General features: G+C 56.8%; 16 protein-coding genes, 2 tRNA genes and 2 rRNA genes. 8 read left to right on the top strand and 12 right to left on the bottom strand.

Features of this window, described 5'->3' with window-relative positions:
• Positions 1 to 6: 6 nt before the first annotated feature.
• The 4 genes from KCG46_RS05885 to KCG46_RS05870 all read right to left on the bottom strand — a co-directional run bounded on the left by KCG46_RS05885 (position 7) and on the right by KCG46_RS05870 (position 4,929).
• Positions 7 to 2,798, bottom strand: a 23S ribosomal RNA gene (locus tag KCG46_RS05885).
• A gap of 285 nt (positions 2,799 to 3,083) precedes the next feature.
• Positions 3,084 to 3,159: transfer RNA gene (locus KCG46_RS05880), tRNA-Ala, on the bottom strand.
• Positions 3,160 to 3,177: 18 nt separating this feature from the next.
• Positions 3,178 to 3,254: transfer RNA gene (locus KCG46_RS05875), tRNA-Ile, on the bottom strand.
• A gap of 189 nt (positions 3,255 to 3,443) precedes the next feature.
• A 16S ribosomal RNA gene (locus KCG46_RS05870) occupies positions 3,444 to 4,929 on the bottom strand.
• The 16S and 23S rRNA genes sit together here with 2 tRNA genes alongside, the layout of an rRNA operon.
• Before the next feature lie 608 nt (positions 4,930 to 5,537).
• Between KCG46_RS05870 and KCG46_RS05865 the strand changes: the two genes are divergently transcribed.
• The 3 genes from KCG46_RS05865 to KCG46_RS05855 all read left to right on the top strand — a co-directional run bounded on the left by KCG46_RS05865 (position 5,538) and on the right by KCG46_RS05855 (position 10,129).
• Positions 5,538 to 7,148 (top strand): lipopolysaccharide biosynthesis protein, encoded by a 1,611-nt coding sequence (locus tag KCG46_RS05865; RefSeq protein ID WP_218404342.1) that lies wholly within the window; start codon positions 5,538 to 5,540, stop codon positions 7,146 to 7,148.
• 90 nt (positions 7,149 to 7,238) lie between these two features.
• A complete protein-coding gene (locus KCG46_RS05860) occupies positions 7,239 to 8,237 on the top strand; it encodes an aspartyl protease family protein (RefSeq protein WP_218404341.1) in 999 nt (332 codons plus the stop codon).
• Between the two features lie 68 nt (positions 8,238 to 8,305).
• Complete coding sequence (locus KCG46_RS05855) at positions 8,306 to 10,129, top strand: ABCB family ABC transporter ATP-binding protein/permease (RefSeq protein WP_218404340.1); 1,824 nt, start codon at positions 8,306 to 8,308, stop codon at positions 10,127 to 10,129.
• Between the two features lie 21 nt (positions 10,130 to 10,150).
• Here KCG46_RS05855 and KCG46_RS05850 read toward each other — a convergent pair whose 3' ends face one another.
• From KCG46_RS05850 to KCG46_RS05830, 5 genes are all read right to left on the bottom strand, one after another.
• Positions 10,151 to 13,006, bottom strand: a complete 2,856-nt coding sequence (locus KCG46_RS05850) for a M16 family metallopeptidase (protein WP_218404339.1) — start codon at positions 13,004 to 13,006, stop codon at positions 10,151 to 10,153.
• A gap of 97 nt (positions 13,007 to 13,103) precedes the next feature.
• Positions 13,104 to 13,502: an ACT domain-containing protein gene (locus KCG46_RS05845; protein WP_218404338.1), complete on the bottom strand. Its 399-nt coding sequence runs from the start codon at positions 13,500 to 13,502 to the stop codon at positions 13,104 to 13,106.
• Positions 13,502 to 14,803, bottom strand: coding sequence for an ATP-dependent protease ATPase subunit HslU (hslU, locus tag KCG46_RS05840; protein ID WP_218404337.1), 1,302 nt, complete (start codon positions 14,801 to 14,803; stop codon positions 13,502 to 13,504). Before hslU ends, KCG46_RS05845 begins: the two co-directional genes overlap by 1 nt.
• A gap of 43 nt (positions 14,804 to 14,846) precedes the next feature.
• Positions 14,847 to 15,407 (bottom strand): ATP-dependent protease subunit HslV, encoded by a 561-nt coding sequence (hslV, locus tag KCG46_RS05835; protein ID WP_255551789.1) that lies wholly within the window; start codon positions 15,405 to 15,407, stop codon positions 14,847 to 14,849.
• A gap of 59 nt (positions 15,408 to 15,466) precedes the next feature.
• Positions 15,467 to 15,940 (bottom strand): outer membrane protein assembly factor BamE, encoded by a 474-nt coding sequence (locus KCG46_RS05830; RefSeq protein ID WP_255551788.1) that lies wholly within the window; start codon positions 15,938 to 15,940, stop codon positions 15,467 to 15,469.
• A 225-nt stretch (positions 15,941 to 16,165) separates the two neighbouring features.
• On the opposite strand from KCG46_RS05830, the gene KCG46_RS05825 reads away from it, so the two are divergent.
• Positions 16,166 to 16,687 carry a ubiquinol-cytochrome C chaperone family protein gene (locus KCG46_RS05825; protein ID WP_218404336.1) on the top strand — a complete coding sequence of 174 codons (522 nt, stop codon included), beginning with the start codon at positions 16,166 to 16,168 and terminating at the stop codon, positions 16,685 to 16,687.
• The gene (locus KCG46_RS05820; protein WP_369410172.1) at positions 16,684 to 17,205 is read left to right on the top strand and encodes a YceD family protein; all 522 of its coding nucleotides are present in this window, start codon (positions 16,684 to 16,686) and stop codon (positions 17,203 to 17,205) included. The genes KCG46_RS05825 and KCG46_RS05820 overlap by 4 nt, the downstream gene beginning before the upstream one ends.
• Positions 17,206 to 17,266: 61 nt before the next feature.
• On the opposite strand, the gene ssb is transcribed toward KCG46_RS05820, so the two are convergent.
• The 3 genes from ssb to KCG46_RS05805 form a co-directional block, all read right to left on the bottom strand.
• Entirely contained in the window at positions 17,267 to 17,821 is a 555-nt protein-coding gene (gene ssb, locus KCG46_RS05815; protein WP_218404334.1) for a single-stranded DNA-binding protein, read from the bottom strand.
• 132 nt (positions 17,822 to 17,953) lie between these two features.
• Positions 17,954 to 18,625: a COQ9 family protein gene (locus tag KCG46_RS05810; protein ID WP_218404333.1), complete on the bottom strand. Its 672-nt coding sequence runs from the start codon at positions 18,623 to 18,625 to the stop codon at positions 17,954 to 17,956.
• Position 18,626: 1 nt separating this feature from the next.
• Positions 18,627 to 19,274, bottom strand: a complete 648-nt coding sequence (locus KCG46_RS05805; protein WP_255551787.1) for an ankyrin repeat domain-containing protein — start codon at positions 19,272 to 19,274, stop codon at positions 18,627 to 18,629.
• Between the two features lie 103 nt (positions 19,275 to 19,377).
• Here KCG46_RS05805 and KCG46_RS05800 point away from each other — a divergent pair, with 103 nt between their 5' ends.
• From KCG46_RS05800 to KCG46_RS05790, 3 genes are read left to right on the top strand one after another with little or no spacing between them, the layout of a single operon-like run.
• Positions 19,378 to 20,001 carry an SCO family protein gene (locus tag KCG46_RS05800; RefSeq protein WP_218404332.1) on the top strand — a complete coding sequence of 208 codons (624 nt, stop codon included), beginning with the start codon at positions 19,378 to 19,380 and terminating at the stop codon, positions 19,999 to 20,001.
• Positions 19,989 to 20,447 carry a YcgN family cysteine cluster protein gene (locus KCG46_RS05795; protein ID WP_218404331.1) on the top strand — a complete coding sequence of 153 codons (459 nt, stop codon included), beginning with the start codon at positions 19,989 to 19,991 and terminating at the stop codon, positions 20,445 to 20,447. Before KCG46_RS05800 ends, KCG46_RS05795 begins: the two co-directional genes overlap by 13 nt.
• Positions 20,444 to 21,166 carry a M48 family metallopeptidase gene (locus tag KCG46_RS05790; RefSeq protein WP_218404330.1) on the top strand — a complete coding sequence of 241 codons (723 nt, stop codon included), beginning with the start codon at positions 20,444 to 20,446 and terminating at the stop codon, positions 21,164 to 21,166. The genes KCG46_RS05795 and KCG46_RS05790 overlap by 4 nt, the downstream gene beginning before the upstream one ends.
• Positions 21,167 to 21,178 lie beyond the last annotated feature (12 nt).

The following is a 21,178-nucleotide window of genomic DNA, read 5'->3' as shown; positions in this document are numbered from 1 at the left end:
CGAACTCTCAAGCGCGATATGAACTATTAGGACCAGTTAGCTACACGCATTACTGCGCTTCCACACCTGGCCTATCAACGTCATGGTCTATGACGGTTCGAAGATACCTAATCTCAAGGGAGGCTTCCCGCTTAGATGCTTTCAGCGGTTATCCCGTCCATACATAGCTACCCAGCGGCACGCCTGGCGGCATGACTGGTACACCAGAGGTATGTTCACCCCGGTCCTCTCGTACTAGGGGCAACTCCTTTCAAGTATCGACGCCCACGGCAGATAGGGACCAAACTGTCTCGCGACGTTCTGAACCCAGCTCACGTACCACTTTAATTGGCGAACAGCCAAACCCTTGGGACCTGCTCCAGCCCCAGGATGTGATGAGCCGACATCGAGGTGCCAAACGATTCCGTCGATATGAGCTCTTGGGAATCATCAGCCTGTTATCCCCGGCGTACCTTTTATCCGTTGAGCGATGGCCCTTCCACGAGGGACCACCGGATCACTATGACCGACTTTCGTCTCTGCTCGACTCGTCAGTCTCGCAGTCAGGCAGGCTTATGCCATTGCACTCTCGCAGCCGGTTTCCAACCGGCCTGAGCCTACCATCGCGCGCCTCCGTTACTCTTTAGGAGGCGACCGCCCCAGTCAAACTACCCGCCATAGAGGGTCCCTGGTCCGGATAACGGACCTAGGTTAGACATCAGAAAACAACAGGGTGGTATTTCACAGGTTGGCTCCACTTGGACTGGCGCCCAAGTTTCAAAGCCTCCCACCTATTCTACACAATTCTTTCCTAATGCCACTCTAAAGCTGCAGTAAAGGTGCACGGGGTCTTTCCGTCTAACCGCGGGTACTCCGCATCTTCACGGAGAATTCAATTTCGCTGAGCATATCCTGGAGACAGTGGGGAAGTCGTTACGCCATTCGTGCAGGTCGGAACTTACCCGACAAGGAATTTCGCTACCTTAGGACCGTTATAGTTACGGCCGCCGTTTACTTGGGCTTCAATTCGGAGCTTGCACTCCTCCTCTTAACCTTCAAGCACCGGGCAGGCGTCAGACCCTATACGTCGTCTTGAAGCCGACTTAGCAGAGTCCTGTGTTTTTGATAAACAGTCGCTACCCCCTGGCCTGTGCCCCCCATTAAAAGTTGCCTTCTAATGGGGCCTCCTTCTTCCGAAGGTACGGAGGCAATTTGCCGAGTTCCTTCAGGATACTTCTCTCAAGCGCCTTGGTATACTCTACCTGACCACCTGTGTCGGTTTCGGGTACGGTCTATATGGTGAGGCTATTTCCAGGAACAACTTGGCAGCATGCCCAATCCAATAAGGACACACTACTTCCATCATCCGTCACACATCACCAGGCCCACGAATATTAACGTGGTTCCCATCGACTACCCCCTTCGGGCTCGTCTTAGGGGCCGGCTTACCCTGCTCCGATTAGCGTTGAGCAGGAACCCTTGGTCTTTCGGCGAGAGGGCATCTCACCCTCTTTATCGCTACTCATGTCAGCATTCGCACTTCCGATATGTCCACCGTCGGTTACCCTTCGGCTTCAGCCACTTACGGAACGCTCCGCTACCGCTCATAGTAAACTATGAACCCTAAGCTTCGGTGCATATCTTTAGCCCCGTTACATCTTCGCCGCAGGAACCCTTATTTAGACCAGTGAGCTGTTACGCTTTCTTTAAAGGATGGCTGCTTCTAAGCCAACCTCCTGGTTGTTTTGGGATTCCCACATGCTTTCCCACTTAGATATGACTTGGGGACCTTAGCTGTAGGTTAGGGCTGTTTCCCTTTTGACGACGGACCTTAGCACCCGCCGTCTGTCTGCCAGACAAGACTCGATGGTATTCGGAGTTTGGTTAGGTTTGGTACCGCTCGCGCAGCCCTAGCCCATCCAGTGCTCTACCCCCATCGGCATACATCTGACGCTCTACCTCAATAGATTTCGCGGAGAACCAGCTATTTCCCGGCTTGATTGGCCTTTCACCCCTAAACACAAGTCATCCGAGCATTTTTCAACATGCAACGGTTCGGTCCTCCAGTGCGTGTTACCGCACCTTCAACCTGCTCATGCCTAGATCGCCGGGGTTCGGGTCTAATCCAACATACTCAGTCGCCCTATTCAGACTCGCTTTCGCTTCGCCTACACCTAACGGCTTAAGCTCGCATGCTAGATTAAGTCACTGACCCATTATGCAAGAGGTACGCTGTCACCCCCTAAAGGGGCTCCAACTGCTTGTAAGCATCCGGTTTCAGGTACTGTTTCACTCCCCTAATCGGGGTGCTTTTCACCTTTCCCTCACGGTACTGTGTTCGCTATCGGTCATGTACGAGTATTTAGGCTTGGAGGGTGGTCCCCCCATGTTCAGACAGAATTTCACGTGTTCCGCCCTACTCAAGTCCTTTTCTAGTCTTTTCGCATACGGGACTATCACCCACTATGGTCTCACTTTCCAGAGAGTTTTGCTAATAATAGAAAAGGCACTGGCCTGGTCCGCGTTCGCTCGCCACTACTAACGGAATCTCGGTTGATGTCTTTTCCTCCGGGTACTGAGATGTTTCAGTTCCCCGGGTTTGCTTCACCAAAGCTATATATTCACTAAGGTGATACCTTATCCACCTCTCTCGTTACCCTCGAAAGGATAATGAAAGAAATGGTGAAGGTGGGTTTCCCCATTCGGAAATCGCCGGATCAAAGATTGCTCACATCTCCCCGACGCTTATCGCAGCGTGCCACGTCCTTCTTCGCCTGTACATGCCAAGGCATCCACCAAATGCTCTTACCTCACGCTTGAGAATCCACACCATCAACGACAGGTCTGCATAAAGCCCTGCGCGTCTTAACGATGATGAGGAGAAATTATCTCAGCTAGATAATTTATTTGATTGATTTTGTAGTGATATCAGTCGCGTACGGATCTCTAACCCTAAGGTCAGAACCCTGCGACGATACCGCCACGGCATCGATTTAAAAACCCATTCACAATGTCAAACGTTCGGCGACCAATGTCGCCTACTCGGCCCAAGTAAACTCTCGGGCGAGATCTCTTTCTTTTCATCCTGGAGTACGATTTTTGTCTGGTGGAGCCTATCGGGATCGAACCGATGACCCCCTGCTTGCAAAGCAGGTGCTCTCCCAGCTGAGCTAAGGCCCCTAAAGACCAGACAATAACTGGTAGGTCCGAGTGGATTTGAACCACCGACCTCACCCTTATCAGGGGTGCGCTCTAACCAACTGAGCTACGGACCTACACTCCTCGAGCGGCCGTTAGACCGCGAGGGGCGTGAGCCAGCTCAGGTGTTTACCTCACGCACAGCTATACAGCTGCCCGTGGGCAATCTCCAGTGATGAAAGGACATGAGGACGACGGCAATGTTCTTTGAAAAGTTACGAAGCACTTTCCGGCACGAGGCCAGACGCTTTCGTATCAATCCTTAGAAAGGAGGTGATCCAGCCGCAGGTTCCCCTACGGCTACCTTGTTACGACTTCACCCCAGTCGCTGATCCCACCGTGGCTAGCTGCCTCCTAAAAGGTTAGCGCACTATCTTCGGGTGAAACCAACTCCCATGGTGTGACGGGCGGTGTGTACAAGGCCTGGGAACGTATTCACCGCGGCATGCTGATCCGCGATTACTAGCGATTCCGCCTTCATGCTCTCGAGTTGCAGAGAACAATCCGAACTGAGATATCTTTTGGAGATTAGCTAACCCTCGCGGGATCGCTGCTCACTGTAGATACCATTGTAGCACGTGTGTAGCCCAGCCTGTAAGGGCCATGAGGACTTGACGTCATCCCCACCTTCCTCCGGCTTATCACCGGCAGTTTCCTTAAAGTGCCCAACTAAATGATGGCAACTAAGGATGAGGGTTGCGCTCGTTGCGGGACTTAACCCAACATCTCACGACACGAGCTGACGACAGCCATGCAGCACCTGTCACTAGGTCCCCGAAGGGAAGGAATCTGTCTCCAGAAACCGTCCTAGGATGTCAAAGGCTGGTAAGGTTCTGCGCGTTGCTTCGAATTAAACCACATGCTCCACCGCTTGTGCAGGCCCCCGTCAATTCCTTTGAGTTTTAATCTTGCGACCGTACTCCCCAGGCGGATAACTTAATGCGTTAGCTGCGCCACCCAAGCTCTATGAGCCCGGACAGCTAGTTATCATCGTTTACGGCGTGGACTACCAGGGTATCTAATCCTGTTTGCTCCCCACGCTTTCGCACCTCAGCGTCAATAATTGTCCAGTGAGTCGCCTTCGCCACTGGTGTTCTTCCGAATATCTACGAATTTCACCTCTACACTCGGAATTCCACTCACCTCTCCAATATTCTAGCTATCTAGTTTCAAAGGCAGTTCCAGGGTTGAGCCCTGGGATTTCACCTCTGACTTGAATAGCCGCCTACGCGCGCTTTACGCCCAGTAATTCCGAACAACGCTAGCTCCCTCCGTATTACCGCGGCTGCTGGCACGGAGTTAGCCGGAGCTTATTCTCTAGGTACTGTCATTATCATCCCTAGTAAAAGAGCTTTACAACCCTAAGGCCTTCATCACTCACGCGGCATTGCTGGATCACACTTTCGTGCATTGTCCAATATTCCCCACTGCTGCCTCCCGTAGGAGTCTGGGCCGTGTCTCAGTCCCAGTGTGGCTGATCATCCTCTCAGACCAGCTATAGATCGTCGACTTGGTAGGCCATTACCCCACCAACTATCTAATCTAACGCGGGCCCATCTAAAGGCGATAAATCTTTGGTCCGAAGACATTATCCGGTATTAGCTCAAATTTCTCTGAGTTATTCCGAACCTAAAGGCAGGTTCCCACGCGTTACGCACCCGTGCGCCACTAACCCCGAAGGGTTCGTTCGACTTGCATGTGTTAGGCATGCCGCCAGCGTTCGTTCTGAGCCAGGATCAAACTCTCAAGTTTGTGTCACATACTAAGTCGGCACGATCCGAGGATCGCTAACCAACTAGGCATGAGCTTCAAGGAGCCGATTACCTGCTTGTCAAACGTAATGGATACGAATGAACATGCTCATCAAAGCCGAGCGTGGTGCCCAGCTAGGATGTGGCAATCGGCATAAATTATCCGGTATCCGAGGCCTTAAAACCCTCGGACCGGGCGCCGTCGCCCACATGTCCCTTCATCAAAAACTAACAATGTCAAAGAGCCAACCAACATAAAGTAGCGGACAGCAATGGTATCCCCGATTTACACCGGGGGACCGGCTATCCGATATATGTTGGCGACCGAGTGCTGCGAGCCGGTTAGAAACCGTCATCGCCGCGTCGGTGGAGCTCATCTAGGCGGGGTCGGAGATTCGGTCAACGCCTTTTTGAACTTTTATTTCAAAGAAGCGTATTTTTCCCAGAATTCCGCGGCTTCCCGCCCGTCAGAACATCATGGAAATGGGGCTTAGGGGCCCAATTACAAGGGGTCATTAACGATTAGGCCCCGCCTAGAGCGCTGATTCCCACCTGAATCGGTGCATCAAACCGACCAAATCTTCACCTTTTGCCCTTATCCGCCTGCTTATGAGTTCGAAGACACCCGATTCTGATTCATTCGCCGCTTCAAATGCCGGCGAATCAGAGCGTTCCCCTGAGTCGGGGACGGCTGCGGCGTCGCATGCCTCTTACACAGACGGGGATGACGGATTCGCCTCGCGCGTCCGCTCAGCCGTAGCATGGCGTTGGGGCACACAGGTTGCCGCGCAGATCATAACATGGACTTCGACCGTACTTGTCGTGCGGCTGCTTGATCCAAGCGATTATGGCCTGTTCGCTATGAGCCAGGTGGTGATCACCGCCCTCGCCTTTCTAAACGGCCAAAGCTTTGCGACTTCTATAGTGCAAACAAACCGTATCGATGAGCGGCGGGTCGCACAGGTGTTTGGTATGTTGCTGATCGCCAACAGCGTGCTGGCGATCACGCAATTTCTATCGGCCCCGCTTGCGGCGGCATATTTTGGGGAACCGCTGGTCGCCGACCTTCTAAGGGTGCAGGCGATCATCTTTCTCACCATACCTTTTATCGCATTGCCTTCAGAATGGATGGCTCGGCAACTGCAGTTCCGCCGTCAGGGGCAGGTTAACATCACAGCTGCGATCGTGGGGGCGGTTCTTGCGCTCCTGCTTGCTTGGCTTGGGTTTGGGGTATGGGCGTTGGTCTATGCGCCGATTGCCATGTTTGTAACGCGTGCGATTGGCCTAACCATTGCCTCGGGCCTGCGCGTCAAACCGATCTTCGATCCGCGCGGGGCATGGGATATGCTTACATTCGGCGGGACGCTTACTCTATGTCAGTTGTTCTGGATCATTCAGAGCCAGAGCGACATCGTGATCGCGGGCCGACTGCTCTCGACATATGATCTGGGCCTCTATTCAGAGGCTCTGTTCCTAACCCTTATCGTAACAGGGCGATTTATCCCGCCGATCAATGAGGTCGCGCTTGCAGCCTATTCCGAATTGCACCGCGCCCAAAAGCCTTTAGGGCCATACTTCTTGAAGACTGCGCGAATGGTGATGACGGTCAGCGCGCCTATATATGTAGGCCTCGCGCTCACCAGCGAACCGGCGATCCTGACGTTGTTTGGTGACAAGTGGGCCGCCATGATTCCCATCGTCGGCGGCCTTGCATTGGTAATGCCCGCTTTTGCGATGCAATTGATCTGTTCGCCGGTCACAAATGCCATGGGCCGCCCGCGCGTTTACCTTTTCACTTCGATCTGCGGCGCGATCATCATGCCAACGGCCTATATATGGGGTGTGGGTGGAGGCTTCTTTGACGGCGAGACTGGCGCGCTGGGATTGGTCCACGCATGGTGGGTGGCTGCGCCGTTGCTTCTTATTGTCACTCTGACGATGACATTGCCGCGTATCGGCGTGTCCGCTTTCGCATTGCTGCGCGAGCTTGCACCGATCGCGCTCGCCTGCGCGGCGATGGCGGCCTGTGTTCTGACAGTGCAGCATTATATCCAGTTGGACCTACCAATTCTCGATCTGGCGCTTAGCGGCTTTGTCGGAGCGGCCGTTTACGCGGCTACGTTCTGGTTCGGTTTCCGCCCATTGGTGCGTGAGACTTGGGCAATGTTGCGCCAACGCGATACAGCCGGAATGCCGCAGGCTATCGGTGGCGCTGGGTAGCGGTTTCGCAGAGAATTCTGCCGAACCTGTTTGGGGGCTTGGCATTCGTCTGGTACTCTCGCGATCTTAAGCGAGAGGGATTTTTCGAAAATGCGTACTTTATTGGCTCTATCAGCGATGCCGTTGGCGTTGGTCACCGCCGCATCACATGCCAACACGGTTGAGCCGCCCGCCCCGATCAAATCGCTTACGCAGGAATCCATTGCTCCTGATCTGGCCAATCCCAACACCGAAATTCTTCCGCTGGAAGAAGAGCGCCATCGCCGCCTGACCATTCCGGTAACGATTGAGGGCGCGGGCCCTTACGATTTCATGATTGACACAGGCAGTCAGGCCACCGCTGTCACTCACAAGATCAATGATAGCCTCTCTCTGACACCGCTGGGAACGGCGACCCTAGTTGGTATGGCAAGCCGCCGTCCGGTCAATCTCGTAGAAGTGAACAATCTGGTGGTCGGATCTCACACAATTCACAATCTCACGGCACCAGTCCTCAACAGCAGTCATGTCGGCGCCGACGGGATTATCGGTCTCGATAGCCTTCAGGACTTTCGCGTCCTGATCGATTTCCGCAATGAGACTATCGCGCTTGAGGATATGACAAAGAAGCAGTCGCGCTCTGGCTTTGAGATCATCGTCAAAGCCAGACAGAAACTGGGTCAGCTTTTGATCACCGATGCTGTGGTCGAAGGTGTACGGGCAACCGTGATTATAGACACTGGTGCCCAATCGAGCCTCGCGAACAACGCTTTGCGCGACCGGATCCGGGCCCGGCGATCGCAAGAAGTAACAACAATGGATGTGAACGGGGTCACGATGGTTGGCGATGTAGCCAACATCCGCTCGCTGAAAATTCAAGGTTTGGCGCTCACCAATGTCCCGCTTGCCTTTGCAGATGCCCCCGCTTTCGAAGCGCTGGGCCTTAAAGACAAACCGGTCCTTTCACTTGGCATGCAACATCTCAAGATATTTGATCGGGTCGCGATCGACTTCGCGAACAAACGTATCATGTTTGATGTTCCGCGCGACATTGCCCGTGCGCTTAGAAAGAGCAAACGCGAAGGGGCGATCCGGCCCTTCAACAGGTAACACTATCGGATGCGATAGAACTGCTCGACTTGCCTAATTGATAGGCCGCGCCCACATGCAGCGGCGCAATGCCGCCTGATACAGCCAATTCCGACAGACCGACCGCGCCAGACGCCGAAGGTTGGGCAACGCTCAAGCGTTTCCTCCCTTACCTATGGCCGGCCGGAAATTGGCCGCTGCGCCGCCGCATTATCCTTGCGATGGTGTTCGTGCTCGGGGCCAAGGGTGTCACTCTCGCCCTCCCCTTCGCCTATAAGGGAGCCGCCGATGCGATGGCCGGGCCGGTTGGCGACGGGCTGACGGTCGCGCTGGCGCTTGTCACGGCATATGGACTGGGCCGATTCACATCCTTGTTGTTCGACAATCTGCGCAACATCGCATTTGAACGGGTTGGTCAGGCCGCGACGCTGGCTTTGGCACAGGATGTGTTCCACCGGCTTCACCGGCTTAGCCTGCGGTTCCACCTCAACCGGCGCACGGGCGAAGTCACCAAGATTATCGAACGCGGCACGAAGAGCATCGATTCCATGCTCTATTTCTTGCTGTTCAACATCGCGCCGACATTTTTCGAGCTGATCGCCGTCGGAATCATCTTCTACATCAATTTCGGATGGGAGCTGGTTGCGGCAACCGCCGTTACCGTGGTCGCCTATATCGCGATAACGCGCTGGATCACCGAATGGCGGACCAAGCTGCGCCGCGAGATGAACGATCTCGATGGGCAGGCTCTGCACCGCGCAGTGGATTCGCTGCTGAATTTCGAAACCGTTAAATATTTTGGTGCTGAGAACCGCGAGGAAGAGCGGTATTCAGGTGCGGCGAAAGCTTACGCAGAAGCGGCGATCAAATCGGAAAACTCGCTCGGTCTCCTCAACATCACCCAATCGCTCATCACCAATTCGCTGATGGCGGGCGCCATGGCTTATACTGTGTGGGGCTGGAGCAAGGGCGATTTGACTGTCGGCGATCTGGTGTTCGTGAACACCTATCTGATGCAGCTTTTCCGTCCGCTTGATCTGCTGGGCTGGGTCTACCGCACCATCCGCCAAGGGCTGGTGGATATGGCCGAGATGTTCAAGTTGATGGATACCGATGTCGAAGTGCGCGATGCGCCAGATGCCCCCGCCCTCGCCGTCAATGAGCCGCACGTCACATTCGACAATGTCACCTTTGAATATGAAGATGGCCGCACGATCCTGAACGGTCTCAGCTTTGAAGTGCCCGCCGGGTCTTCACTCGCCATTGTCGGCCCTTCGGGCGCAGGCAAAAGCACAATCGGGCGGCTGCTGTTTCGGTTCTATGATCCCCAAGGCGGGCGCATTCTGATCGACGGTCAGGATATTGCCAGCGTTCAGCAGGACAGCGTGCGCGCTGCTATCGGGATCGTTCCGCAAGACAGCGTGTTGTTCAATGACACGCTGCGCTACAACATCGCCTATGGTGCAGAAAATGCCGGCGAAGAGCAGGTGACACAGGGCGCGAAAGACGCGGCGTTGATGCCGCTGATCGAACGGCTGCCCGATGGCTTTGACACCACCGTTGGCGAGCGCGGGCTGAAACTGTCCGGCGGTGAGAAACAGCGCGTGGCAATTGCGCGAACGCTGGTGAAGAACCCGCCTATACTGTTGCTTGACGAGGCGACCAGCGCGCTCGACACCCGCACCGAACGCGAAATTCTGGGCACGCTTAAACGGCTTGAAGAAGGACGCACCACAATCGCCATCGCGCACCGGCTTTCAACAGTGGCCGATGCCGACCGTATTCTGGTGCTGGATAGCGGTGAGCTTGCCGAAAGCGGCACGCATGGCGAGCTGCTCTCGCAAAACGGCCTATATGCCGAGATGTGGGCGCAGCAGGCGGCTGAACAGAGCGAAGAGAGCGAGACGGCGTAAGAGCCGCCCCGCTCCTAATTGTTATTCGCGCATGGTTTCCGCCAACGACAAATCGGCTCTCGACAAATCGAGCGAGTCCGCTTGAATGATTTCGACATTGTCACGCAGAGACTGGATCTCTTCGATGAATTTGTCGGCATCGCCAACAATCACGATCGTCGCTTTGGCTGGGTCGATATACTCCCGCGCAGCCGCGCTGGCTGCTGCCGCATTTACGCCATCCAGTTTCCGCGCAAATCGCACAGCTTCCATTGGCTCAAGACCTTGTTGAAGCAAGGTCGCAACGATCCGGTTGAACCCGCCGCTGGTCTCCAATGCACGGGCGTGAGAACCCGAAAGATAGGCGCGGCGCTTCGCCAGCAATTCATCAGGCAACGTTTCGCTGCCAAGGCGGGCAAATTCGTCCAGGAATATCTGCACAACCTCATCGGCACTTTCATTCTTGGTTTGCGCGCTGGCCTGAAGGATGGATTCGTCCCTGCGGTCGGCAAAGCCCGAATACGCACCATAGCTCAATGATCGCTTGGTCCGGATTTCCTCGAACAGCCGCCCGCTGGAACCACCGCCAAGCACGCTGTTGGCCAGTTCAAGCGCGTAGAAATCTTCACCCGTGCGCGATGGCGCGCGAACAGCAGCGATAACAGACGCCTGACCTGCGTCTGGCATATCGATCACGATGGTGCGGACCGGCTGCGCATCGCCAGCGGCCTCTGCCGGAACATCGGCTGCGGGTGTGTCTACCGCCCAGTCGCCGAACATATTCTCTGCGGCCTTCATCGCCATTTCCGGCAAGATACCGCCGCTGACGACAATCTGCATCGCATCGGGATGGAAATAGGCGGCGCGGTGCGCGGTCAGGTCTTCGCGGGTAATCGCTGCGAGACTTTCCGACGTTCCGCCCGGCTGCGAGCCGTAAGGCGCATCGCCATACATCGCCACGCGCGCAACAAAGCGGGATAATCCGCCCGGCTCCTTCATGGAGACACGCAGGCCGTTGACCGCGCGGTCGCGCTCTCGGTTGAATGCGTCCTGCGGATAGGTGGCATAGCGCACAATGCGCGCTGCCATATCGCCTGCCTCGCCTAAATTCGCGACCGGCGCGGTCAGGCTGAAACTTGTCCCGTCGCTGCCCGCGCCGCCGCCGAATGACGCGCCAAGGCTTTCGAACTTGGCCGCAATGCTTTGCGCATCGATGCCGAGCACGCCCTTGTCTGCAAGCCCTGCGGCCATCTGCGCTATGCCCGCTTTATCGCGTGGATCGGTTTTGCTGCCGCCGGAGAACAGCATGGAAATCGTCGCAATCGGGACATCGCCGGTTTGCACCGCGACGACTTTGATCCCGTTGGACAAAGTGCCTTCCACGATTTCAGGCGCGGCGACCTCTGGCGATGCGCCCGGTCCTGGAGGGGCCATACGCTCGTCTTCCGGTTTTACCTCGCGGATTTCACCCTTGGCAGGCGGCAAAGTGCGAAATTCGGGCATCGGCATAGGGTTGGCGTAAGAGAACGCATCATCTTCGCCCGCCGTATACGTGATGGTCACGCGTCTATCCGGATCGAGATATTTCGCCGCCGCGCGCATCACATCCTCGGCTGTCACAGCTGTGATCTCGCCAAGACGTCTGTCTGCAAATTCGGGATCGCCGGAGGACACCAGCGCCTCGCCCAGCTCGAACGCGCGGCCCCGTGCGGTTTCGCGGCGGCGCAGAGTGCTGGCAACAATCTCGCTTTTCGCTTCGGCAAGCTCGGCAGCGGTTACTGGCTGCGTCCGGATACGCTCCAACTCCGCGTCGAGCGTGCCAGCGGCAGCGTCCATCTTGTCTTCGCCCGACACCACGGCATAGGCCGCGATCTGGCCAGCTTCTCGGAACATAAGAATGCTGGCAGCCGCCTGCACCGCCTGACCGCTGCGCACCAGCGCATTGTCGAGGCGGCTGTTGTCTCCGCGCACCAGAATAGCTTCCAGCACTTCGAGAGCGGCGGCATCGGGATCGGTGACCGGCGGCGCTTTCCACACCGCGCCGACAACGGGTAGCGGCACGTTCGGCGCGGTCGCATTGACTTCACGCGGCTCGGTCAGCTCGCCTTCACGTTCCGGAATTGCCAGATCAACCGGATTGGCGCGCGGCGCGATGTCGGCGAAATATTCGTCGACCAGACCGCGCAGATTGCCCATTTCGAAATTGCCTGCCACGATCAACGTCGCGGTATCAGGGCCGTAATAGGCTTCATAAAATGCCCGCGCATCGTCCAGCGTCGCGTTGTCGAGATCCCCAATCGAGCCAATGCCGGGGCGGCGATGCGGCATCGTGTCATAGACGTTTTCAGGGATCACAAAGCGTTGCAGGCGGCCATAAGGCGGCGCGAGGACGCGCTGACGGAGCTCCTCTTTCACCACGCCGCGCTCGGTTTCGAACACTTCTGTGTCGACGACCACCTTCGCCATCCGTTCACGGTGCGTCCACAGCATGGTTTCGAGATAAGCGGCGGGCACCTGCTCGTAATAATTCGTGCGGTCGACCCAGTTGGAGGCATTGCGCGTGCCGCCAATATCCGCCGTCAGCCCGTAGATCATATTGTACGGCATATTCTCGGTCTTACGGCTGAGAATATGCTCAAACAGATGGGCAAATCCGCTGCGCCCTTCCGGGTCGAGCTTCGATCCGATATCGTACCATAGCGAGGTTGTTACGGTGCTGGTCGTGTCATCCGGAATGGCGATGACACGCAAACCATTTTCCAGCGTCCACATCGTGTATTCGATTTTCGGGGCGGTCAGTTCGGCTGTCTCGCCAGCAACATGGTCATCGGCCAAAGCCGGTGTGCCAGTGATCAAAGCAGCGGCGGCTGCGCCCGCCAGCGTCCAGGTGGTTTTCATGATGTCAGTCCCCGTTGGTATTTGCCCACACTGTTAGAGCGTGTGCGCACGCCGCACTCAAGAGGGCTTGGGGATTACCACTGCAAAGCGCCGAAAATTATCGACGCGCGTCTTGCGAAAGCTGCGTCAGAATCGCGAGTGCAGCGGCGCGCTTGCCCCACGGCACGAAGAGGTGATCGTGATGAAACGCTGCAATGACATTGCAAGCGATCCCCGCTTCGGCGAGTGCGGTTGCAACTGCTGCGGTCAATCCAACGCCTTCCAAATCGGAATGAACCCGAAGCGTGATGCAGGCAAAAAGCGGACCGGGGTGATCTTCCTTGGCGTGAATGACGAGGCTTGCACCTTCATCTTCGCGAATAAAGGCGAACATCGTCCCGAGCAGGTCGATAAAATCGTTATCCGGCCCGTGTTCGACAAACCGAAAAGGCCGCTCGCGAAGCTCCGGCTCCATACCAGCCAGCATTCCCTGAAGATCGCTGACCGGCGTGCTCATTACAGGATGTATTTCGAAAGATCGGTGTTGCCCGCGAGGCTTTCCAGCCGCTCACGCACATAGGCGGCGTCAATCGTGATCGTCTCGCCAGTGTGATCTTCGGCTTCAAAACTGATCTCTTCGAGCAGTTTCTCCATGACCGTCTGCAAGCGACGCGCGCCGATATTCTCGACATTTTCGTTCACCGTTGCGGCAATCTTGGCGACTTCCTGAACGGCGTCCTGTCCGAATTCGAGCGTTACGTCTTCTGTGCCGATCAAAGCGCGATATTGTTCAACTAGATTGGCGCGTGTTTCGGAAAGAATGCGCACGAAATCCTCTTCGGTCAGCGCGCGCAGCTCAACCCGGATCGGCAGGCGGCCCTGCAATTCGGGCAGCATGTCAGAAGGCTTGGCAAGGTGGAACGCCCCGCTGGCAATAAACAGCACGTGGTCTGTTTTCATCGGGCCGTATTTGGTGCTGACGGTGGTGCCTTCGATCAGCGGCAGCAGATCGCGCTGCACGCCTTCGCGGCTAACAGAGCCGCCGCGCACATCGCTGACGGCGATTTTGTCGATCTCGTCCAAGAAAACGATGCCGTTGGTCTCTGCATTTTCCAGAGCGACACGGGCGACATCATCCTGATCCATCCGTTTTTCGGCTTCTTCCTCGACCAGTTTGTCCCACGCATCGGGCACCCGCAGTTTGCGTTTTTTGGTCGGGGCTTTGCCCATCGCTTTGCCGAGCATATCGGAAAGGTCGATCATGCCCATATTGCCGCCCGCACCGCCCATATCAAACGGCATGGCAGGGGCTTCGGTCACATCGATTTCGACCTCTGTTTCGTTCATCGAATTGTCGACGATCCGCTGGCGGAAACTTTCGCGGGTGGCTTCGCTGGCGTTCTGGCCGACCAGCGCATCGAGCAATCGTTCCATCGCGGCTTCGCTGGCGGCTTCGCGCACAGCATCGCGGCGGCGGTCTTTTTCCAACCGGATTGCCTCTTCGACGAGGTCACGGGCGATCTGTTCAACGTCGCGGCCAACATAGCCGACCTCAGTGAACTTGGTCGCTTCGATCTTGACGAAGGGTGCCTCGGCCAGCTTTGCTAGGCGCCGACTGATTTCGGTTTTACCGCAGCCTGTTGGGCCGATCATGAGGATGTTCTTAGGCGTGACTTCATCGCGCAGATCATTGCCGAGCCGCTGACGACGCCAGCGATTTCGCAAAGCAACCGCGACTGCGCGCTTGGCGTCTTTCTGGCCAATGATGTGGTCATCAAGTGCGGCGACGATCGCCTTTGGGGTGAGGTTATCGGTCATATTGTCCTGAAATTTCTAAAGTGCAGTGGTTCAGCGCGACCGATCAAACAGTCTCAAGCGTCACATTGCCGTTGGTGAAGACGCAGATATCGGCGGCAACCGCCATCGCTTTGCGCGCGATTTGTTCTGCATCGTCTTCATATTCGACTAGAGCGCGGGCCGCAGCCAGAGCATAATTACCGCCCGATCCAATCGCGGCAATGCCGCCTTCGGGCTCCAGCACATCGCCATTGCCGGTTAGAACCAGCAGGCTTTCATCATCCGCTACAATCATCAATGCTTCGAGATTGCGGAGATATTTGTCAGTCCGCCAATCCTTGGCGAGTTCAACAGCGGCGCGCATCAGCTGGCCGGAATATTGCTCCAGCTTCGCCTCTAACCGTTCGAAAAGAGTGAAAGCATCGGCGGTTGCGCCCGCGAAACCAGCGACAACTTTGCCGCCTTCGCCGATCCGTCGCACTTTGCGTGCGTTCGGTTTCATCACGGTGTTGCCCATCGAAACCTGTCCATCGCCCGCGATCACGGTCTTTTTACCGCGCTTCACACCTACGATGGTTGTTCCGTGCCACTGGGTCAGGCCGTGGCTTGCCGTATCATTGCTCATGCCCGGCAATATGGGCCATGAATTTTTCGGATCAAGCGTTTCGCTCGGTCAGGTAATGCTTAGCCACCCGGCGCAGGGCCAGCGCCGCCGACCTGACCGATATTGCCGAACAGGTCTTCGAGGAAGCCGCGTTCCCGGCCCAATGTCGGCGTTTTATCGCCATCTGGCTGGAGATAGACGACATTTTCAACGCCGCTGCGATTGACGGAGGCGACATTGCCTGCCTCGTCAAACTTCACTTCAAGCACGGAATGTGTGCGGATGCGCGGGCGCACAAACGGCTTACGCCCCGTAACGCTGGAAATGTAATACCAGGTCGGTTCGCCATATTGGCTGGTGAATGTTGGGCGGCCCAATGTGCCTTCGACAGACCGCTGGTTATCGATGCCCGGCTGGATCGCCTGGGTCAGAACCCGATCGACCACATAGCCGCGCGATTCGCGGATCGAGGAACACGCCCCGAGAGCGAGCAGCGCGCCTGCCATAAGTGCCGCTTTGCCAGCGATACCGAATACTCGTTTTGGTTGGCTCATGGTGCCCGTCTATTCCCGTCTGATCTTTCGTTGCCGCTGTGAAGCTGCATACTATATATGTTGCATACGGCCTTAAGGCGAAGCCACCGGCCTTGCAATGTCGCTGCGTCCACGAACTGGGGTGAACCGGTTGAATTGCGGATGAATGCTTCGCATTTGGTGCGGAACACCCCGTACAATTGCGGGTTGTACCGGGCATAGCCTGTCAGAAAGATCAAAACGCCTATGTCATTCCTTTCCAAGCTTCTGGGTACCGCACCTGACCCACGCGAGGGCGTACGTCCTCTGTGGCACCGCGTGATTGAGCTTGCGCGTGAGCCCTCGTTCTATTCGGAGTGCGGTGTCGCAGATTCGGTAAACGGGCGGTTTGATCTGATCACCGCGATACTTTGCACGGTGATGGTCCGTGTCGAGGCGACCGACATGCGGGCCGAAAGCGCTTTGCTGGCCGAGCTGTTCGTAGAAGACATGGATGCGCAATTGCGTGAACTTGGCATCAATGATGTTGTTGTCGGTAAGCATGTCGGCAAATTGATGAGCGTGCTTGGCGGCAGGCTGGGTGCCTATCGCAGCGCGCTGGTGGAAAATGACCGAGAAAAGCTGACTGCGGCGATCTCTCGCAATGTAAACTTTGCCGATGAAGATAATCCGGGCGCGGAATGCGTCGCGAACAAACTGATCGCGCTGTCAGAGCGCCTTGCCGGATACAGCGACGAGGCGATGTTAGAGGCGAGCGCAATCAAGTGACTGAACCAGAACTTTCGCGCCTGATGAAGGTTCGGCCCTTGCCGGGCGGGACTGTCACTATCAAAGCAGACGAAACCGAGCGCCGCAGGTTGGCTGGCCGGTTCAGTCTCACCTCGATCGAAGCGCTGCGGGCCGAAATTGAGCTCGAAGAGAAAGGCAAAACCATCCGCGCGACCGGCACCGTGAAAGCCAGTTTCACCCAAGCCTGCGCGATCTCATTCAAAGACTTCCCTGTCACCATCTCCGAACCGCTCGATTTGCGCTTTGTACCCAAAGGAACTTTGGCCGAGCAGCACGATGAAGAAATCGAGCTCGAAGCGGACGATTGCGACGAGATCGAGTATTCCGGTGACACGTTCGATCTGGGCGAGGCAGTCGCGCAGACTTTAGGCCTCGCGATTGATCCTTACGCCGAGGGGCCAAACGCCGATGCAGCGCGAAAAACCGCCGGTATCGCGGAAGAAGGACAACAAGACGGCCCACTGGCAGAAGCGCTGGCCGCGCTGAAGAAGGGCTAAATAAAAGGGCCCCGCAGTGATCTGCGAGGCCCCTTCGTGATCTAGTGAGTGTTTTGGACGATCAAAACGGGATGTCATCATCCAGATCGTCGTAACCGCCGCCTGCTGCGCCGCCGCCCGAACCACCAGCGCCGCCGCCGCCGGAGCCTCCGCCGCCTTGGTTCCAGCCGCCACCTCCGCCGCCTGAGCCGCCGCCCTGACCGCCACCGCCGCCGCCATATCCGCCGCCGCCGGAACGGGCACCGCCGCCTCCGCCGCCGCCTTGTGCGCCATCAAGCATGGTCAGCGAGCCGTTGAGGCCGCGGATCACGACTTCAGTTGAGTAGCGATCATTGCCGCTCTGATCCTGCCATTTGCGGGTCTGCAGCTGGCCTTCGATATAAACTTTAGAGCCCTTTTTAAGGAAGCGTTCGACCACGCCGACCAGACCTTCTGAAAAGATCGCGACGGTGTGCCACTCGGTGCGTTCCTGACGTTCTCCGGTGTTGCGGTCTTTCCAGGTTTCGCTGGTCGCAATACGCAGGTTGGCGACTTTGCCGCCGTTTTGAAAGCTGCGGATTTCAGGGTCTGCCCCGAGATTGCCGATCAGCATGACCTTGTTAAGCGAACCCGCCATCGAAATACCCCTTACAAATGAAACTGCATGCGCGACTCAGGAGCCGCGATTCTCTTAAGTCATAGGGAAGCGGGCCGAGGGTTGCGACCCGCCGACCAGATTATCCACTTATGTAATTGTCGCTTCAGCCGATTATCGGCTTGGGTAACGCAGCCTGCCTAGGAACCGTGTCAGGCTGGGCATTTCGCGGTCGCCGCCCAGAAATTGCGCTTTCGCCTTTTCAAATTTCATCACGCCGTCGATCCGGCGGTCGAGAAATTCGTAGGTTTTGGCCTTGCCTTCGCTGTCATCGTTGACGAACACGGCCAATGTCGCGCTGTAAATCCCGCCAAGGATCGTGCGCTTCGTATAGTGGTTGTAATCTGTCGCGGTGTCACCGGCGAGCCGCCACATAATATCAGCCGAGCGCCAGCCGAGTTTCAGCGAACGGCGCGCATTTTGCGGCATCGCCATGATCGCCATGGCGCGGCGCACGGCCTCGTCAATATCGGCGACCGCTTCCAGCCGGAACGCGACCAAAGTGCGAATCCGCTCCCGGATTTTAAGCTCGGCAAGGCGTTCCTGCGGCCACTCTGCTTCCATCGCCTGATCGACGCTGGTCACCCATGCCTCGATCATTTCCATGGGCCCGCCTTTGAATGCGAGCTTGGCAACGTCCACATCCGCGCCTGCCATTTCTGCCGCTGCGACCAGCGCGGTTTCATTCCAACCGTCAAAGATCGCTGAGGCTGCGATGTCCGGAGCCAGCGCAATGCGCAGCTCGTCCAAAGTCATGTCGGCGAAATCGGGCTGTGTCTGATCCATATCAGAAAGAAGGCCCGTATTGCTTTTGGGTTCCCTGTTCGCCGCGTTCTTTATCGGCTTTTTCAAATTCCAGCTTGAGCAGCGTGTTCTGCGACATCAATTCCATGTAGTCGCGCGCCGACCGGCCAGAATTGTCATTCCGGTCAGGGTTCGCGCCTTGCGCAAGCAACCGCGCGACGAGCTGCGTGTTACGCTGATGCACCGCCGAAATCAGAGGGGTTTCACCCTGACGATCGGCAACGTCTACCTGCGCGCCGCCTTTGATAAGCTGCTCCACACCGTCAATCATTCCCAGACGCGTTGCGATCTGGATCGGGAGGATACCTTTTTTGTTGCGGATGTTCGGATCGGCACCGCGCTGGATCAGAAATTTGATCCACAAAGTATCGCGGCGGGTCGTCACAAGGTGCAGGCCAGTGTCGCCGGTTGTGATGTCACGCGTGTTGACCAGCGTCTTTCCCACGCCCGGTTCGTTGAGCATTTGGGTAACGGCATCGCCATCCCGCTCATCCACCGCTTCGAGGAATTGATATCCCGGAGAATACAGCTGAGCAGCAGCAGGTGATACCGCCGCTACCGCAATCAGACTTGCCAAAATCGCACTGGCGATTGCCCGTACGGTTCCTAATTTGCGCAAAAGATAAGCCAACGCGCTTTGATCCTCCTGTATTGTCTGCCAAATGCGTGACAGACATTATGTCTTGAGAGCCCCGTTTCAATCGCCCTCTTGGGTGAAGCACAGTTAGCAGAGCATGAACCACCACGCCAAGCCTTCAACGACCCGATTTTTTGCGGCGCTCATTTTGCCAGCCGCATTTGCATTGTCCGCATGCAGAGGCACTGCCGCTGACGCGCAGCCTGAGGAACCGCCGCTGACCGGTGCGACCATCGGCGGAGAATTCGAGTTGACCGGCAGCGATGGCGAAACGGTACGGTGGGCCGATTTCGAAGGGAAATATCGGATCGTCTATTTCGGATTTGCCTACTGCCCCGATATCTGCCCGAACGATATGAGCCAGCTTGCACGCGGACTGAAAGCGCTTGAAGAAACCGACGCGGAAAAGGTTGCGAAGATCCAGCCGATGTTTGTCACCATCGATCCCGAGCGCGATACACCCGAAGTAGTCGGCGAGTTTGTTTCCGCGTTCTCAGATAAATTCATCGGCCTGACCGGCACTCCAGAGCAGGTGAAGGCCGCCGCCGATACGTTCCGCGTTTATTACGAGCGCGGCGAAGATTTGGACAATGGCCAGTATCTGATGAACCATTCCAACATCGCTTATCTTTTCGGTCCATCGGGTGAACCGCTCGCCACGTTGCCGACCGATCTGGGCGCAGAGGCAGTGGCGGCTGAAATCGACAAATGGGTGAGCTGAGAGATCAATTCTGGGAACTTCCCCTCGCCAAGCTAACGCGGGCCGAGTGGGAGGCCCTGTGCGATGGCTGCGGCAGATGCTGCCTGCAGAAGATCGAAGACGCTGACACCGGCGCAATCGAAGACACCAACATTGCCTGCCTGCTGCTCGACACCGGCAGCGCGCAATGCAGCGACTATCGCAATCGCAAGGCGTTCGTGCCCGATTGCCTGCGTTTGACGCTGGCTATTGTTGAAGATGTGCCGTGGCTGCCCAAAACCTGCGCTTACAGGCTGCGTGCGGAAAACAAGCCGCTGCACGATTGGCATTATCTGATCAGCGGTGACCGTGAGACCGTGAAGCACGCAGGCGTTTCGGTAGCAGGACGCGTGGTGAGCGAAACAGATGCGGGGCCGATGGAGCATCACATCGTCGATTGGGATGCAGCGGATGATGGTGCGGCGTGATCGACTGGCTCAAACGCACCGCTCAAGAACCCGAGATCCAGATTGACGGCGAAGCCGTGCCGATTGTTCTGCGCCGCCATCACACGGCCAAACGGATGACCATGCGGCTTGCCCCAGATGGTAGCGAAGTGCGGATTACGCTGCCCCGCTGGGGCGATAAGAATGAAGCAATCGCTTTTGCCCGCGCGCGAACAGAATGGCTTGCAACACAGCGCGCAAAAGTCCCCTCTAAAGCTGTCATCGCACCGGGCAGCGAGCTGACGATCCGCGGCGAAACGGTCACGGTGATATGGGAAGAGAAAGCGCCCCGACGCCCAACACTCAGCGGGTCCGATCTGCGCGTCGGCGGGCCGCTGGAAGGGCTCGAAACCCGCATCCGGCGCTGGTTGGAGCGTGAAGCGCAGAGCATATTCGAGGCAGAGACGCTGCATTATTGCGGGGTCGCGGGGCTTGACCCTGTTCCAGTCGGGCTCTCACGCGCACAGAAACGCTGGGGTTCGTGCTCGGAGAAAAACCGCATCCGGCTGAACTGGCGGCTGATCCAGGCACCCGATCACGTCCGCCGCTCTGTCGTCGCGCATGAGGTAACCCACCTTGTCCATTTCGACCACAGCCCCGCTTTCCACGCTTTGCTAGGCAAGCTGTATGAGGGCGACATCCGCGAGGCGGATCGCTGGCTGAAAACGAACGGGCGCAGCCTTTACGCAAGCTTCGGTTAAACCGTCAGCTTC

Origin of the sequence: Erythrobacter crassostreae (genome assembly GCF_019204045.1) — a bacterium.
GTDB lineage: Bacteria > Pseudomonadota > Alphaproteobacteria > Sphingomonadales > Sphingomonadaceae > Erythrobacter > Erythrobacter crassostreae.
The sequence above is the reverse complement of the archived record's forward strand: the minus strand, read 5'-3'. Positions and strand labels throughout refer to the sequence as shown.

Excerpts from the sequence above, each read along its gene's own strand:
- KCG46_RS05865 (WP_218404342.1), top strand. The coding sequence starts at position 5,538 with ATGAGTTCGAAGACACCCGATTCTGATTCATTCGCCGCTTCAAATGCC.
- KCG46_RS05860 (WP_218404341.1), top strand. The coding sequence starts at position 7,239 with ATGCGTACTTTATTGGCTCTATCAGCGATGCCGTTGGCGTTGGTCACC.
- KCG46_RS05855 (WP_218404340.1), top strand. The coding sequence starts at position 8,306 with ATGCCGCCTGATACAGCCAATTCCGACAGACCGACCGCGCCAGACGCC.
- KCG46_RS05850 (WP_218404339.1), bottom strand. The coding sequence starts at position 13,006 with ATGAAAACCACCTGGACGCTGGCGGGCGCAGCCGCCGCTGCTTTGATC.
- KCG46_RS05845 (WP_218404338.1), bottom strand. The coding sequence starts at position 13,502 with ATGAGCACGCCGGTCAGCGATCTTCAGGGAATGCTGGCTGGTATGGAG.
- hslU (WP_218404337.1), bottom strand. The coding sequence starts at position 14,803 with ATGACCGATAACCTCACCCCAAAGGCGATCGTCGCCGCACTTGATGAC.
- hslV (WP_255551789.1), bottom strand. The coding sequence starts at position 15,407 with ATGAGCAATGATACGGCAAGCCACGGCCTGACCCAGTGGCACGGAACA.
- KCG46_RS05830 (WP_255551788.1), bottom strand. The coding sequence starts at position 15,940 with ATGAGCCAACCAAAACGAGTATTCGGTATCGCTGGCAAAGCGGCACTT.
- KCG46_RS05825 (WP_218404336.1), top strand. The coding sequence starts at position 16,166 with ATGTCATTCCTTTCCAAGCTTCTGGGTACCGCACCTGACCCACGCGAG.
- ssb (WP_218404334.1), bottom strand. The coding sequence starts at position 17,821 with ATGGCGGGTTCGCTTAACAAGGTCATGCTGATCGGCAATCTCGGGGCA.
- KCG46_RS05810 (WP_218404333.1), bottom strand. The coding sequence starts at position 18,625 with ATGGATCAGACACAGCCCGATTTCGCCGACATGACTTTGGACGAGCTG.
- KCG46_RS05800 (WP_218404332.1), top strand. The coding sequence starts at position 19,378 with ATGAACCACCACGCCAAGCCTTCAACGACCCGATTTTTTGCGGCGCTC.
- KCG46_RS05795 (WP_218404331.1), top strand. The coding sequence starts at position 19,989 with ATGGGTGAGCTGAGAGATCAATTCTGGGAACTTCCCCTCGCCAAGCTA.